The organism is Streptomyces sp. MGP-BFMKR1 (assembly GCF_057766585.1).
In genome coordinates, this window is sequence record NZ_CM173408.1 from 1,977,581 (window position 1) to 1,993,387 (window position 15,807).

General features: G+C 71.8%; 9 protein-coding genes. 2 read left to right on the plus strand and 7 right to left on the minus strand.

Annotated features, from left to right (window positions below; translation table 11 throughout):
• Positions 1-153: 153 nt before the first annotated feature.
• From AC3CHW_RS07325 to nrdR, 3 genes are all read right to left on the minus strand, one after another.
• On the minus strand, positions 154-1,308 hold the full coding sequence (locus tag AC3CHW_RS07325; protein WP_488469955.1) for a hypothetical protein: 1,155 nt from the start codon (positions 1,306-1,308) through the stop codon (positions 154-156).
• 195 nt (positions 1,309-1,503) lie between these two features.
• Entirely contained in the window at positions 1,504-4,359 is a 2,856-nt protein-coding gene (locus tag AC3CHW_RS07330) for a vitamin B12-dependent ribonucleotide reductase (protein WP_398611824.1), read from the minus strand.
• Positions 4,360-4,472: 113 nt separating this feature from the next.
• A complete protein-coding gene (gene nrdR, locus AC3CHW_RS07335; protein ID WP_176166475.1) occupies positions 4,473-4,934 on the minus strand; it encodes a transcriptional regulator NrdR in 462 nt (153 codons plus the stop codon).
• 636 nt (positions 4,935-5,570) lie between these two features.
• On the opposite strand from nrdR, the gene lexA reads away from it, so the two are divergent.
• Complete coding sequence (gene lexA, locus AC3CHW_RS07340) at positions 5,571-6,359, plus strand: transcriptional repressor LexA (protein WP_176164485.1); 789 nt, start codon at positions 5,571-5,573, stop codon at positions 6,357-6,359.
• A gap of 301 nt (positions 6,360-6,660) precedes the next feature.
• Here the strand turns inward: lexA and AC3CHW_RS07345 are convergent, their stop codons facing one another.
• From AC3CHW_RS07345 to AC3CHW_RS07360, 4 genes are read right to left on the minus strand one after another with little or no spacing between them, the layout of a single operon-like run.
• The gene (locus AC3CHW_RS07345) at positions 6,661-8,718 is read right to left on the minus strand and encodes an ATP-dependent DNA helicase (protein ID WP_459248562.1); all 2,058 of its coding nucleotides are present in this window, start codon (positions 8,716-8,718) and stop codon (positions 6,661-6,663) included.
• 38 nt (positions 8,719-8,756) lie between these two features.
• Positions 8,757-10,646, minus strand: coding sequence for an IucA/IucC family protein (locus tag AC3CHW_RS07350; protein WP_488469956.1), 1,890 nt, complete (start codon positions 10,644-10,646; stop codon positions 8,757-8,759).
• Positions 10,647-10,669: 23 nt separating this feature from the next.
• Positions 10,670-11,662: a GNAT family N-acetyltransferase gene (locus AC3CHW_RS07355; RefSeq protein ID WP_488469957.1), complete on the minus strand. Its 993-nt coding sequence runs from the start codon at positions 11,660-11,662 to the stop codon at positions 10,670-10,672.
• A 22-nt stretch (positions 11,663-11,684) separates the two neighbouring features.
• Positions 11,685-13,994, minus strand: a complete 2,310-nt coding sequence (locus tag AC3CHW_RS07360; protein ID WP_488469958.1) for an IucA/IucC family protein — start codon at positions 13,992-13,994, stop codon at positions 11,685-11,687.
• Between the two features lie 481 nt (positions 13,995-14,475).
• Between AC3CHW_RS07360 and AC3CHW_RS07365 the strand changes: the two genes are divergently transcribed.
• Positions 14,476-15,687, plus strand: a complete 1,212-nt coding sequence (locus tag AC3CHW_RS07365; protein WP_488470991.1) for a trypsin-like serine peptidase — start codon at positions 14,476-14,478, stop codon at positions 15,685-15,687.
• Positions 15,688-15,807 lie beyond the last annotated feature (120 nt).

Consider the following 15,807-nt stretch of genomic DNA (forward strand, 5'->3'; position numbering starts at 1 on the left):
AACCGAGCGGCCAGAAGGCGCACTCTCTTCAAGCACGGCGGTCGAGAAACGCCGCGGCGGGGGCCGACGCGCCGCCGACCCCCGCCACCTCAGGCGTAGGCAACCTCAGTCCGGGCGCCGATCGGCACCGCGAGCTGTCCGCGCTGTCGCGCGCTACCGGCCGGGATCGCTTCCTCCTGGCGTGAGCTGTTCCCCGATATCCGGCGCTCGATCGGGGAACGCACGCAGCCTGAGCTGCGGCGCCCGGTGGTCGACGAGCCACCGCATCCGGTTGTCATCCGCCGCGAGACCGGCGCGTGCCGTCCGGGTCCACTCCGCTCGGTCCAGGATTTCGCGGTAGCTCGCCCGGATCGCTTCCTGCTGGGTCGCAGAGCACCCCGCGGCTTCGGGAGGCTCCGTCGTCAGGTGCTGAGTGAGCAGCGCGACCGTGAAGTAGCGCTCCGTGGTCGGGCTGAGCGAACCCACGTGGCGAGCATGAGCTTCCAGGACCGCCTTCGCATGGGGGTAGTGAGCGAGGGTGAGTCCCATGCTCTCGCAGTCGCTCATGCAGTGGAGCAGCCGACCGGTGTGGTCGATCATCTCGCTGTCGGTTTCGGGGTCTGCGAGCGCCTCATGGAGTCTGGCGACCGTGGCGACCTTGCCGGCGAAGTATCCGTTGAGGAAGTCGCCGTCGCAGGCCCTGCGGAGCAACCACGGTCGTGCTGCCGGGTCGTCGAGTCGGCAGAGAGCCTCTACGACATAGACACGCCCCCAGCCGGTGACTCGCTCAGCGAGCCAGAGCAGGGCCTCGGCACCGCCCGGTTGACGCTCGAGTGCGTGCGCCGCCAGTGGCCCGAAGCGGTCGGACAGCAGGCCGATCGTCTGAATCAACGGGATGTCGTGGTCGGCTGCTCCCACGGCAGCGAGCAGGGCCAGTCCCACGGTGGCCGAGCACCGGTCGACGCCATGTCGGACCAGCCAGCGGCCCGTACGGCGAACGCGTTCTCTGTCCGCCCGCCCGGCCACGGCGGCGATGTGCTCGTTGGGGTGTATCGGGACGTAGACGTCGTGAAAGGCGTCGGCCAATTCAGCGGGAAGGGAGGAAGCCCGCGCGAAATGCCTGTCGAGGATGAGCGCCGCGCCCTTGCCGGCCGAGCGCCGGCCCTCCCGTGCCCGCAGGCCCCTCCGGCGACGGTGCGACCCGTCGTCGGGGTACGGCTCCCCGTCACGGTGCAGCGGCTTCTCGGGAGCCAGTTCATGCAGCCGGAGGGCGTGGTCGAACAGGGTTGTCGGCGATCCGGGCAGTCCCGTCCCGGTCGTCCCGCTCATCGGCGGACGGAGGTCTCGATTCTCTTGATCATGGCCCGGAGAGTGCCACGGCGGCAGTCGCGGCGACAAGCCCTTTGCGCGCCAACACGTTGCGTCAAGCGCATCAACCAAGCGTCGGGATCGCCGAAGGCGGTGGAGCCGCAAGCCGGCTCCACCGCCATGGTCAGGCAACCTACGCCTCAGCGAGGCCCAGGGTCAGCTGCAACCGCTCGTCGAGCCGCAGCCCTCGCACAGGTAGCAGCTCCCCGCGCGGCGCATCTTCGTCCCGCAGGAGAAGCACAGCGGGGCGTCCGCGTTAAGCCCGAGCTGCATCTCCACCAGCTCGGTGGAGTTGTGCGCCTGCTTGGGTGCCGGCACCTCCACCTTGCGCTCGGTCTGCTTCGGGGCGGCGAGCTGACGCGGAGCAGACTGCGCCAGTCCTTCCACGTCCACCTCGTCGTCGCTGGCCTCGTACGAGCCGGTGTCCAGGTGGCGCTGGCGCTCCTCGGCGGAGTGGATGCCGAGCGCCGAGCGGGTCTCGAACGGCAGGAAGTCCAGCGCCAGGCGGCGGAAGATGTAGTCAACGATCGACTGCGCCATCCGCACGTCCGGGTCGTCGGTCATGCCGGCGGGCTCGAAACGCATGTTGGTGAACTTGGAGACGTAGGTCTCCAGCGGCACGCCGTACTGCAGGCCGACCGACACGGCGATGGAGAAGGCGTCCATCATTCCAGCGAGGGTCGAGCCCTGCTTGGACATCTTGAGGAAGACCTCGCCCAGCCCGTCGTCCGGGTAGGAGTTGGCGGTCATGTAGCCCTCGGCGCCGCCGACCGTGAAGGAGGTCGTGATGCCGGGACGCCCCTTGGGAAGGCGGTTGCGCACCGGGCGGTACTCGACGACCTTCTCCGGCTCCGGCTCGGCCTTGGCCTTCTCTTCCTTCTTCTTCGCCGACAGCGGCTGGCCGACCTTGCAGTTGTCGCGGTAGATCGCCAGCGCCTTCAGGCCGAGCTTCCAGCCCTCGAAGTACACCTCCTCGACCTCTTCGACCGTGGCCGACTCGGGCAGGTTCACGGTCTTGGAGATCGCGCCGGACAGGAACGGCTGGGCCGCCGCCATCATCCGGACGTGTCCCATGGCCGAGATGGCCCGCTCGCCCATCGCGCAGTCGAACACCTCGTAGTGCTCGTGGCGCAGCCCCGGGGCGTCGATGACGTTGCCGTGCTCGGCGATGTAGCTCACGATCGCCTCGACCTGCTCCGGCTGGTAGCCGAGCCGCTTCAGCGCCTTGGGGACCGTGTTGTTCACGATCTGCATGGAGCCGCCGCCGACCAGCTTCTTGAACTTGACCAGCGCCAGGTCGGGCTCGACACCCGTGGTGTCGCAGTCCATCATCAGGCCGATGGTGCCGGTCGGGGCGAGCACCGACGCCTGGGCGTTGCGGAAACCGTTCTTGTCGCCGAGCCGGAGGACGTCCTGCCACGTCTCCGTCGCCGCGGCCCACACCGGCGTGTCCAGGTCGTCCACGCGCTTGGCGGCGCCGTTGGCGTCGGAGTGCTGCTTCATGACGCGCTTGTGGGCGTCGGCGTTGCGCGCGTACCCCTCGTACGGACCCACGACCGCGGCCAGCTCCGCGGAGCGGCGGTAGGAGGTGCCGGTCATCAGGGAGGTGATGGCGCCGGCCAGGGCGCGACCGCCGTCGCTGTCGTACGCGTGGCCGGTGGCCATGAGGAGCGCGCCGAGGTTGGCGTAGCCGATGCCGAGCTGGCGGAAGGCCCGCGTCGTCTCGCCGATCTTCTGGGTCGGGAAGTCCGCGAAGCAGATGGAGATGTCCATCGCGGTGATGACGAGCTCGACGACCTTCGCGAAGCGCTCGGCGTCGAAGGACTGGTTGCCCTGGTCGTCGTCGCGCAGGAACTTCATGAGGTTGAGCGAGGCGAGGTTGCACGAGGAGTTGTCCAGGTGCATGTACTCGCTGCACGGGTTGGAGGCGGTGATCCGACCCGACTCCGGGGAGGTGTGCCAGTGGTTGATGGTGTCGTCGTACTGGATGCCGGGGTCGGCGCAGGCCCAGGCGGCCTCCGCCATCTTCCGGAACAGCCCCTTGGCGTCGACCTCGTCGATGACCTCGCCGGTCATCCGGGCCCGCAGCCCGAACGAGCTGCCCGCCTCGACGGCGCGCATGAACTCGTCGTTGACCCGGACCGAGTTGTTGGCGTTCTGGTACTGGACGGACGTGATGTCGTCGCCGCCCAGGTCCATGTCGAAGCCGGCGTCCCGCAGCGCGCGGACCTTCTCCTCTTCCTTCACCTTGGTCTCGATGAAGGCTTCGACGTCGGGGTGGTCGACGTCCAGGACGACCATCTTGGCCGCGCGTCGGGTGGCGCCGCCCGACTTGATCGTTCCCGCCGAGGCGTCCGCGCCGCGCATGAACGAGACGGGGCCCGACGCGTTGCCGCCCGAGGAGAGCAGTTCCTTGCTGGAGCGGATGCGGCTGAGGTTCAGGCCCGCGCCGGAACCGCCCTTGAAGATCATCCCCTCTTCCTTGTACCAGTCGAGGATCGACTCCATGGAGTCGTCGACGGAGAGGATGAAGCAGGCGCTGACCTGCTGCGGCTGCTTGGTCCCGACGTTGAACCAGACCGGCGAGTTGAACGAGAACACCTGGTGCAGCAGGGCGTACGTCAGCTCGTGGTCGAAGATCTCGGCGTCGGCCGGGGAGGCGAAGTAGCCGTGGTCCTCACCGGCCTTGCGGTACGTGTGGACCACGCGGTCGATGAGCTGCTTCAGGCTCGACTCGCGGCCAGGAGAGCCGACCGCGCCGCGGAAGTACTTGCTGGTGACGATGTTGACCGCGTTCACCGACCAGAAGTCGGGGAACTCGACGCCACGCTGCTCGAAGTTGACCGAGCCGTCGCGCCAGTTGGTCATGACGACGTCTCGGCGCTCCCACACCACCTCGTCGTACGGGTGCACCCCGGGGACGGTGTGGACGCGCTCGATACGCAGGCCCTTGCTGGCCTTGCTTCCCTTGGAGCGGGAACCTCGTGCCGGACCGCTCGTCGTCTCTGTCATTCCGCCTCCCTGATACGGGCAAAACGCCCTATTACGCCAGTTTGTTCCATGGCGCAATGCCTGTCTGTCACCCGGACACGCGGAGCGCCCCGGGTACGTATGTGTGTGGCCGCTCAGTCAGCGGCGCGGGCCGCCCCGTCGCGCAGTTCGGCGACCGCGGCCTCGAAGTCCTCAAGCGACTCGAATGCCTGGTACACGCTGGCGAAGCGCAGATAGGCGACGAGGTCCAGCTCGCGCAGCGGCCCGAGTATGGCCAGCCCGACGTCGTGCGTGGTCAACTCGGCACTGCCGGTGGCGCGAACCGCCTCCTCGACCCGCTGGCCGAGTTGGGCGAGGGCATCCTCGGTGACGGGCCGCCCCTGGCACGCCTTGCGCACGCCGGAGATGACCTTGTCGCGCCGGAAGGGCTCGGTGACCCCGCTGCGCTTGATCACCATGAGTGACGCCGTCTCCACGGTGGTGAACCGGCGGGAGCAGTCGGGGCACTGCCGGCGCCTACGGATCGAGCAGCCGTCATCGGTAGTGCGACTGTCGACCACGCGACTATCGGGATGCCTACAGAAGGGGCAGTGCATGACTCCCTCACCCTTCTCGCCCTGAAAACGGCGTACGAATCCCAGCGTCAATGGTTTCGACGGGCCCGCTGGCGGGGCTGTCGACGCGGCCCCCAGCATAGGCGAAGACTTCCGCGGTGATTCACCCGGGACCACAACCTATGGGCAACCGGCACCCATCAAACACTAGATCTGGTGGCGGACCGTCAACCTTCGGCGCGGCGTGTCACAGCACGGCGGCAGCCATGAGGGTACGGGAAGACGGGCGGGCGCGAGGCCACGGGGGCGCGAGTGGCACATGGGGCGCCACTACAGGCCCGCGCCGGCGCGCTCCCGCGCGCGAGAGCCCGCGACCCGTCGGGGCACGGCACCGCGCCCGCCACACGCGCAGGCGAAGCCGACACCGGTGGAGCCGAACGGCACTCACCGCGATTACCTACGGTCACACCCACGGCGCGCGGGGAATGCCGCCCCGCCAGGGGGCGGCGCCACGGGGAGCGGTACCGTGATGGCTCGAAATCACTCCCCGTCTCATACACGAAGCTTCGTGATCACGTCAGCTAATCTGCGGATTTTCACTCGAACGTGTGTTTGGCGCAACCTTTCGAAAGCAACTACCGTTGGCTAACTAGGGAGAACATATCGAGAGGGGCCGACGTGACCACCACTGCCGACAGCGCGACCATCACCGCCCAGGACCGCTCCCGGAACCGACTCGAATCGGCACACACGATGAATGACGCCATCACACATCCAGAGGGGCAGCGGCCAGGCCGCTCGCTCCCCGGCCGACCTCCCGGAATTCGCGCGGACAGCTCAGGGCTGACCGATCGGCAGCGGCGTGTCATCGAGGTGATTCGCGACTCCGTGCAGCGACGGGGTTACCCGCCGTCCATGCGGGAGATCGGGCAGGCCGTGGGGCTCTCCAGCACCTCGTCCGTCGCCCACCAACTCATGGCGCTCGAACGCAAGGGGTTTCTGCGCCGAGACCCGCACCGGCCGCGCGCCTACGAGGTCCGCGGCTCCGACCAGCCCAGCGCGACGCCGCCCGCGGACACCGCGGGCAAGCCCGCCGCCTCGTACGTACCGCTCGTGGGGCGCATCGCCGCCGGTGGGCCGATCCTCGCCGAGGAGTCGGTTGAGGACGTCTTCCCGCTCCCCCGGCAACTCGTCGGCGACGGCGAGCTCTTCGTGCTCAAGGTGGTCGGTGACTCCATGGTCGAGGCGGCCATCTGCGACGGGGACTGGGTCACCGTCCGCCGGCAGCCGGTAGCCGAGAACGGGGACATCGTGGCCGCCATGCTGGACGGCGAAGCCACGGTCAAGCGGTTCAAGCGCGAGGACGGTCACGTCTGGTTGCTCCCGCACAACGCCGCGTACCAGCCGATTCCCGGCGACGAGGCCACGATTCTCGGCAAGGTAGTGGCGGTCCTGCGCCGGGTCTGACCGCCTCTCACGACCGGCCCCGGGACCACTGCGCCGGTTCCGGGGCTGCCTCGCCCCGGTTCTCCCTGTGCTGCGCTCATAGGTCGTGACGTGGACCGGCCGTGTGGTGACGGGGGCGCCGGCACGCGCGGTCAGGCCGGGCCCGCGTAGCCCGGGCCCTCCGTAGGGCCTCGGTTCCACGGCCCCGGGCATGCCGCCCACGACGAGGCCGGACTTCGCGACGTACGTACACCGCTCGGGTGGTGGTGGGGCCCGCACCAGGGTCCCACCACCACCCGACTGTGGTGTGTGGGCCGGCGTCCTACTCGCTTGCCTTCGCCGCGGCGTCGATGGCGGCCAGCGAGCGGCGGGCCTGGTTGCGGTCGGTGGTGTACCAGAAGTCCGGCATCGAGGCCCGCAGGAAGCTTCCGTACCTGGCCTTGGCCAGCCGGGGGTCGAGGACCGCCACCACGCCGCGGTCCCCCGAGGCGCGGACCAGGCGGCCGGCCCCCTGCGCCATCAGGAGCGCCGCGTGCGTCGCCGCGACCGCCATGAAGCCGTTGCCGCCGGCCTCCTCGACCGCCTTCTGGCGGGCGCTCATCAGCGGGTCGTCGGGGCGCGGGAAGGGAATCCGGTCCATCACGACCAACTGACAGCTCGGCCCCGGCACGTCGACGCCCTGCCAGAGGGACAGCGTGCCGAACAGACAGGTCTGCGGGTCGGCGGCGAAGGTACGGATCAGCTCGCCCAGCGTCTCCTCGCCCTGCAGCAGGATCGGCGTGTCCAACCGGCCACGCAGTTCCTCGGCGGCCGTCTGCGCTGCCCGCATGGACGAGAAGAGGCCCAGCGTGCGCCCGCCGGCCGCCTGGACCAGTTCGGTCAGCTCGTCGAGCATGTCGGCCCGCCCGGCCTCCCGCCCCGGCTGGGCGAGGTGCTGGGCCACGTAGAGAATGCCCTGCTTGCGGTAGTCGAACGGCGAGCCGACGTCCAGGCCCTTCCAGCGCGGCATGGTCGGGTCGTTCGCGCCGGCCTTCTCCGCCATGCCCTCGGGGGCGAGGCCGAGCGAGGCGCCCACGCCGTTGAAGTCGCCGCCCAGCTTGAGCGTCGCCGACGTGAGCACCACGGAACGCTCGGTGAACAGCTTCTCGCGCAGCAGCCCGGATACGGACATCGGCGCGACCCGCAGCGACGCGCCGAACCTGTCGTGCCGCTCATACCACACCACGTCGTACTCGGAGCCCTCCACGATGCGCTCCGCGACCGCGTGCACGTTCTCCACCGAGGCCAGGGCCTGCTTGCGGACCGCGTCCTCGTCCTGCACCGACTTGTCGCGGGTGCTGCCGATGGCCGAGATCACCGTGCGGGACGCGTCACGCAGCGCCATCAGCGCGTAACCGAGGTCCTCGGGGATCTCTTCCAGGCGGCCCGGAAGGGCCAGCTCCATGAGCCGCTCGAAGCTCTCGGCGGCCGTCTGGAGGGCGTCCGCCGCCTTCTCGTTGACGAGCTTCGCGGCCCGCCGGACGGCGCGGTTGACCTGGCCGGGGGTGAGCTCGCCGGTCGCCGCGCCGGTAACCCGGGACACCAGCTCGTGCGCCTCGTCGATGATCAACACCTCGTGCCCGGGCAGCACGGGGGCGCCCTCGATGGCGTCGATGGCCAGCAGCGCGTGGTTGGTGACGATGACGTCGGAGAGCTTGGCGCGCTCGCGGGCCGCCTCGGCGAAGCAGTCCGCTCCGTACGTGCACTTCGACGCGCCCAGGCACTCCCGCGAGGAGACGGAGACCTGGCCCCAGGCGCGGTCCGAGACGCCGGGCGTCATGTCGTCCCGATCACCGGTCTCCGTCTCGTCCGCCCAGTCGCGCAGCCGCAGCAGGTCCTTGCCCAGCTTGCTGGTGGCCTGGCCGGGGAGGGACGCGGCGGCCTCGAACGGGTCGAAGAGCCCGTCCTCCTCCTCGTGGGGCACGCCCTCGTGCAGTCGGTGCAGGCACAGGTAGTTGGACCGGCCCTTGAGCATGGCGAACTCGGGGCGGCGGCGGAGCAGCGGGTGCAGCGCGTCGACCGTGCGCGGCAGGTCGCGCTCCACGAGCTGACGCTGGAGCGCGAGGGTCGCGGTGGCGATCACCACGCGCTCGCCGTGGGCGATGGCGGGCACCAGGTAGCCGAGCGACTTTCCCGTCCCCGTGCCCGCTTGAACGAGCAGGTGCGCGTGCTCGCCCTTCGTCTCACCTCCACCGTCGTCCTGGTCGATGAACCGGGTCGCGCCGATGGCCTCGGCGACGGCTTGGGCCATGCTGACCTGCCCGGGACGCTCCGCGCCGCCGACGGCGGTCACGGCGGCGTGCAGCAGGTCGGTGAGAGACGGTGAAGGCGAAGGAGTCATAGGGAAGCCAGCCTAAGGGGCGCCACTGACAGCGCCGGTCACGAACCGTGCAGCGGGTTGGGCACGAAGCCGTGCACGGCGGCGTGGGGGCGGTGGGGGCTGTCTCGGTAACCGTCCAGGTGCAGTCGGTTGCGGTTCAGGCACAGCCGCTCGATGGACGGGGTGAGCAGGTCGAACATCCGGTACCGCGCCGCGAGCTCGGGGAAGCGCCGGTGGTGGCGGAGGATCTCGCGCCGCACCAGCGACCAGAACCGCCGCTCGGGTACGCCGAGTTGGTCCGCGCACAGGGGCGCCAGGTAGCGGAAGACGCCCACGAAGAGACCGGAGTGGATGAACTGGGTGAGGAACCCTGGCGGCTCGCTGAGCAGCACCCGCCGCACGTCAGCCGGCATGGAGGCGAGCTCGGGGAGCGGCTGGGCGCTGACGTTGATGTCGTCGACGAAGTCCTTGATCGCGAGACGGACCGGTACGTCCCGCTCGTCGAAGACGACGACGGTGTTCTCGCCGTGCGGCGAGAACACCGTTCCGTAGCGGTACAGGAACCGCAGTAACGGCGGCAGCAGGGCGGCGAGCAGACGGCGCAGCCAGGTACTCGGGGCGAGCCCGGAGCGTGCGACCAGTTCGGCGGTGAAGGCGCGCCCCCGCGCATCGGTGTGCAACAGCGCGGCCAGGGTGCGTGCGCGCTCCCCCGGGTCGAGCCGGGGCGCCAGCGGTTCGCGCCAGATACAGCCCAGCAACTCCCGGTACTGGTAGGGCACTCCGGGCAGGTGGTCGTAGAGCGGGTGCTCGACGGTCACGGACGCGGTCTCGCCGAGCAGGATCACCCGGGTCTCGTCGCGCAGGAACGGATCGGCGTCGCGGAGGCCGTGCACCCACGCGGTGACGGCCGGTGCGGCGAGCGTGCGTTCGGTGGGAAGCCCCCGCCAGACCAGGGTGTTGAGGACGGAGAGCGGGAGCTTGACGGTGCGCGCCTCGGGGCGGGTGACGTTGAGGAAGGTCCGGATGGACTGCTGGGGCAGTCGGCGGGCGTTGTCAGTGGGGAGGGGGATGATGCTCCCGTCGGCGATCTGCGGGGCGAAGAGGGGGGCGACCACCTCGTCCCACTGCCAGGGGTGGACGGGGAGCAGGAGGTAGTCGGCCGAGTCCCGGCCGTGTTCGGTGAGGGTGCGGCGGAAGGTGGCGCGCGTGGGGGCGTCGAGTTCTTCGCGGTAGAGCTGGTCGGGGGTGGCGAGTGCGGGCACCCCTCGGTAGTGGGCCAGGCCGCGCCGGACGGCCAGCCAGGGAAGGAGGTGGGCATGACGGGCTTCGGGGGCCCAGTGGGCGGCGTCGGCGGCCGAGAACCCCAGGCGGCCCTTGTTGGCCACCAACCACGGATGGCCGGTCTGGTGGCCTTCGAGGTCGGCGTAGTCGAGGTCGGCCAGGTCGGCGGCGGTCAGGGCGTCCGTGTCGAGCCGTACGTCGGCGGCCAGGGTCGCGGTGAGCTCGCGCAGCAGGTGCCCGGTGGTGTCTCCGCTCAGGCCGAGCAGTTCGTGGTGAGCGCGGGCGAGGAAGCGCAGGGGGTCGGCGCAGGGGGTGACGGAGGCGGGGTCCACGATCCAGTGGCCGTACGCGCCGCGGCGGGCGCGGAAGCGATAGGTCACGCCGTCCACCTCCGGGAGGCGATACGCGACCGGCTCCGCCCCGGCAGGGGGCGGGGCGGGGGCCTCGGTGTCGGGCTCGGGGGTCAGCACGCCCTCGTAGGCGAACTCGGCGAGCATCTTGGCCAGCATGCGCCGGCCGGCGCGCTGCCAGGCGTCGGCCTGCGGTGACGCCGCGGGCTGGGCCGGTTCGGGCCGGCCAGGCGGTCCCGAGGCCGGGCGGGGGCGGGGCGGCTGCGCGGACCGCGATTGCGGCTGCGGCTGCGGCTGCGGCTGCGGTGAAGGTCGCATGGTGGGCTCCTCGGTGCCGGAGGTCACAGGAGGTGGCGTAGCGCCCGGTCCCGAACCATCAGGGCCGCGCGTTTGCCGGGGAGGGCCACCTCGGCGCCGAAGCGGAATCCGGCGCCGAGGAAGGCCGCGATGGAGGGGGGGTTGCGGAGGTCGGGCTCGGCGACGACGCGACCGCAGTCGGGCCGGTGGTCCAGCACCAGGTCGGCGACCGCGCGCAGCAGGGCCGTGCCGATGCCCCGGCCCCGGTCCGCCACGCCGCCGATCAACAGGTGCAGGCCGGTGTCGTGCGGGCGGGCCGGGTAGTGGCGGGCCAGCGGGTCCAGGTCGGCGCGGTAGACCTCCCAGTAGCCGATGGGCACGCCGTCGAGCATGCCGAGGCAGGGCAGGCTGCGCCCGTCCCCGTCGAGTTGGGCCCGCAGGTGGCGCTCGGTGATGTCCTCGGGCCCGGCGAGTTCCCAGAAGGCGGCCACCGACGGATCGTTCATCCAGCGGGTGAGGAGCGACAGGTCCCGCTGGATGGCCACCGGTACGAGCCGGAAGGCGCCGAAGGGCGTGGTGGCCGGTCCCCAGCGCTCGACGTCGCCGATGAGGCCGGCGGTGGGGGGTGGGAACGGCGCCGTGCGCCGGGCCTGGCCGGGGTGCGCCGCTACCGCGTGGGCGGCCGGCCCCGGGCCGGGTTCGTACGCGGGAGGGGTGGCCGCGGCACCTCCCGCCCGGAGACCGTCGACGGGTCGGGGGTGCGGGGCGGGGGGCGCGGCCCCGGCGGGCTGCGGAGTGTCGTGCAGCGCGGAGAGCCAGAGGTCGACGGTGTCGTCGCAGGCGTGCTCCGGAGGGGCGTCGCGCCGCGGAGGGGCATCGCACTGCGGGGCGGGTGGGCCTTCCCCACCGGGGGCCGCGTCGGCTGCGGGACCGGATGCGCAGGGGGCTGGGGCGGGGGCTGCGGTGGGGGTGGTTCCGCGCCCGCCGCCGGGGCCGGTGGTGGCGTCGGGATCGGGCGCGGGATCGGTGGGGGGCATGGTGGTTCCCGGTTCGCGGGGGTCAGGGAGCGGAGGTGACGACGGGGTTGGCGATGGTGACGTAGACGGACTGCGTGTCCACCGGCCCGACCAGTTCGTCCAGGCCGTGCAGCCGGGTGAGCAGGTTGGCCTTGCAGCGCAGGGTGGGCGCGTCCAGGAGTCGGGCGGGCAAGGAGGAGCGGGACACGGCTGGTTCGCGGCTGGCCTCGCGCAGGAAGCGGCGGAAGGCCGCGAGCAGCACGGGCTCGTCGCCGAGCCGCTGGGCGCCGAACGCGCCGATGAGGCCGAACACGTTGTTGACGCCCAGGTAGTAGGCGAAGCGCTCGTCGGCGACCGCGTCGGAGACGAACGTGTCGCTCGCCGCGCCGATGCCGGGCAGCCGGTGGTCGAGTTGCGTACGCCGGGACTCGCGGAAGTAGTAGCCCTGGTTGTCGCGGTAGCGCCCGCCGACGGGCCAGCCGTCGGCGTCGAGGTGGACGAGGGTGTTCTGCTGGTGGGCTTCGAGCGCGACGCCGGCCGCCCCGTCCAGCCACAGGAGCGGCCGGACGACGGTGTGCAGGTAGCGCAGGAACCACTCCGTCGACACGGCGCCGAGGGAGCGGCCGGTGCGGGCGGCCAGTCGCGTGACGAGGGAGGCCAGCCGCGAGCGCAGCGCCCGCTGGCCCGGCCACGGGCGGGGCGAGACGAGCCCCGCGAGGCACACCACGTCGTCGCCGACGGCGATGGGGTTGTGTCGGATGATGACGTCCACGCCGGTCACCGGCTCGCCGTCGAGCCCGTCGACGGCGAGCCAGGCGGGGTCGCGGACGATGTCGAAGCCCGGCTTGCCCGGGCAGGCGGCCCGCCACTCCTTGGCCAGGCCGCTCCGTAGCAACCGGTGCACCTCGACGCCGCGCAGCAATTCCTTGCGGAGGTTCTCACGGCGGGAGTTGGTGATGCGCAGCCCGAGGGAGAGCTTGAGCATGGCGCGTCCCGTGGGGCGGTAGACGGTGCGCACCGACGACGTGGGGTGCCAGGGCTCGCCGGCCGGGCCGAGGTCGCGTACCAGTCCCGCGTCGGTCAGGGCCCGCACGGCGCTGCGGTGACGGATCTCGTGCGCCTGCCACGGGTGCAGCGGCAGGGGGATCATGCCGTCGGGCAGCGTCGGCACCGCGCCGGCGACCATGGTGACGAGCCGCTCGGCGGGCACGGTGCGGCCACGCTCGGTCCAGGCCGAGTCGGCGGCGAGCACGGAGGGTCGCACGGCCAGCCAGTGCAGCGGGAACGAGCCGCGCAGCTCGGGCGAGTAGGCCCGGGCCTCCGCCTCGGAGAGCCCGTCGCGGCTCTTGGGCGTCGGGTGAAGCGGGTGGCCGAACAGGAGCGACTGCTCGCCGCTGAGGAAGGCACCGTTCGCGGCGGGGTCGCCCGGGGCGGCGCGGCGACCGACGAGGAAGACGGCGGTGCGCCGCACCGAGTCCGCGACCCGGCCCACGAGTTCGGCGCTGCCCCCGGCCGCGCCCTCCGGCGCCCCGTACGCCGCCCCGTCGGCCTCCTCCCCCGCCCCGTACCCCGCTGCGTGCTCGGCGCTGAACGCGTCCGCGAGGGCGGCCGTGGCGTCGGCGACGCCGTCGGTGGCGCCGTAGGCGCTGTCCAGCGCGCCGGTCGTGTCGTACGCGCCGGGGGGCGCGCCATCGCCGCCGTACGCGCTGCCCTGCGCGCCCTCGACCGGGTAGACCTCCTCCTCCGGGTCCAGCGCGTCGCCCGGCGTCGTTTCGCGGTGGGCGCGGTCGGCTTCGCTCGGACCGTCCCCGGGGCGCGCCACCTCCGCCAGGTCCGGCGGGCTCGTGGTCCACGGTGACGGGGCGACCGGTACGGGGCCGACCTCCGAGCCGAACCGTGGGCCGGCGCCGACGAGCGGCGCGCCGCCACGCGGCGGAGCGGCGCGGCGGGCGGCCCCGTAGGCGGCCTCCCGGCTGAGCAGCGCGGCCAGGGTGGGGGCGTCCACGGCTGGGGCGTCGGTCGGGCCGCCCACCAGGGCGGGGCGGCCGAAGCGGTGCCAGCCGGTCGCCGACCAGTAGGTCACGGGGACGAGGAGGGCGAGGCCGCTGGCCGCGAGCGGGAGCCACAGCACGTCGCCTTCGGGCGCCACCGTGTTCGTCTCGCGCACCCAGCACCGCAGCAGGTTCTCGACGGCCGACACGTCGGCCGCGGTGTGCGGGTCAGCGTGGTCCAGCGGGTCGGAGGAGGGGAAGACGCGCCCGGCGGAAGCGGCCCCGTGGCCGCGGTGGGCCTGTTCGGGGACGAACGGGACGAGAGCGCCCGACAGCGCGTCGGCTCCGGAAACTGGATTCATACGATGTGCGGCGCGTGGTGGGGGCGCTGGGCCCGCGGGATGCGCCTTCCTCCTTCATCGGCTGACCGTGCGGGATGCGCCCAGGGCCTGGGCATCGCGGGTGTGCGGGGGCTTGCTCGGCGCACCGTCGCGCCGTCGGGGTCCGGGCCACGGGCCGCCGGCGCACCGTCGCGGCGACGGCGCGGTGCGGGGGCCGCGGGCGTGGCGGGGTGTTCGAGGTGGCGCCGGTGTCGGGCGATGCCGGCCTTGGACGGTGGGCGGGGCGCGCCGTACGTACCAACGACGCGGGCGGCGCCGAATCACGGTCCGGAGGCAGATCCCTGACGTCGCGGAACCAGGGACCCGCGTTCGGCCGTCGTACGCGGCACCGGCATAGTGGGGGACCGCCCTCCGCCAGGGCGGTACATGACACCTACAGATCGCTTGTAGTCGCTTACCGAGCAGCCCGAACATTCCAGGGGGAGTTCCACCCATGCCATCCATGCGTCCATCCAGCTCTCGCCAGCGCGGCAAGCGGCGGCCATCGCGCGCCCGGAACTCCTCGTCCGCGCTGACCGTGGCGGCGCTGACCGCCGTCATGGCGCTCACCGTCGCCTCCTGTGGTCCCTCGGACGACGGGGGCAGCTCCACCCCGAGCTCGTCCGCCGAGCAGGGGTCGAACGAGTTGGCGCTGCCGACCGATCTGAACGACAAGCTCAAGGACCTCGGCCTCGACCTGGACAAGTGGAAGGACGGGGCCTGGAAGGACTTCGACAAGGAGTGGCTGCGCGAGGCAGGCGACTTCATCAACCCCATCATCGAGGACCTGTGGGACTCGGACCGGATGAAGGACGCCGAGGAGCCGGACCAGCCCGTCGAGGACGACATCGCCGACGACCAGGGCGTGACCGACCCCGAGCCGCAGCCGGTGAACGCGCAGCAGGTGCAGACCCCGTACAGCGCGAACGCGCCGGAGGCGGGGAAGGTCTTCTTCGACGGCCCCGAGGGCTCGATGGTCTGCTCGGCGACCGTGGTGAAGGACCCGGCGAACCCCGGCAAGTCCAACATGGTGTGGACCGCGGGCCACTGTGTGCACGCGGGCAAGGGCGGCGGCTGGTACCGCAACGTCATGTTCGTGCCCTCGTACAACGACAGCGGCCTGTCGGTGGCGGAGTTGGAGAACGCCCCCAAGGAGCAGATAGCGCCGAAGGGCCTGTGGTGGGCCGAGTGGGCGCAGACCTCCGACCAGTGGATCGAGCGGGGCGCCAAGGTGGGTGGCCAGGGCGCGCCGTACGACTTCGCCGTGTTGAAGGTCAAGCCGGAGGACGGCAGCGGCAAGTCGCTTGAGGAGACCGTCGGCGGGGCGCTGCCGGTCGAGTTCAACGCTCCGCCGGTGAAGTCGATCGAGGACATGACGGCCACCGGCTACCCGGCGGCCCCGCCGTTCGACGGCCAGTCCCTGCACCAGTGCACGGACAAGCCGGGCCGGCTCTCACTGGACACCGCACAGCCGACGATGTACCGCATCGGCTGCCGGATGACCGCCGGTTCGTCCGGTGGCGGCTGGGTCGCCAAGGGCCAGGACGGCCAGCCGGCCCTGGTGTCCAACACCTCGATCGGCCCGGCCAACGCCGCCTGGCTGGCCGGCCCGCACCTGGGCGACGAGGCGAAGGGCGTCTACAACGCGGTGAGCAAGAAGTTCGCCAACCGGTGAGCGTGACCGCCGGGCGCGCACCCCAGTGGTGAGCGCCCGGCGCGCTTGGCCCGGCGCCTGGGCGCACGGCGCCGGGCCGAGCGCGTTCTGAGCCGAGCGCGTCACGGGCCGGCGCGGCCG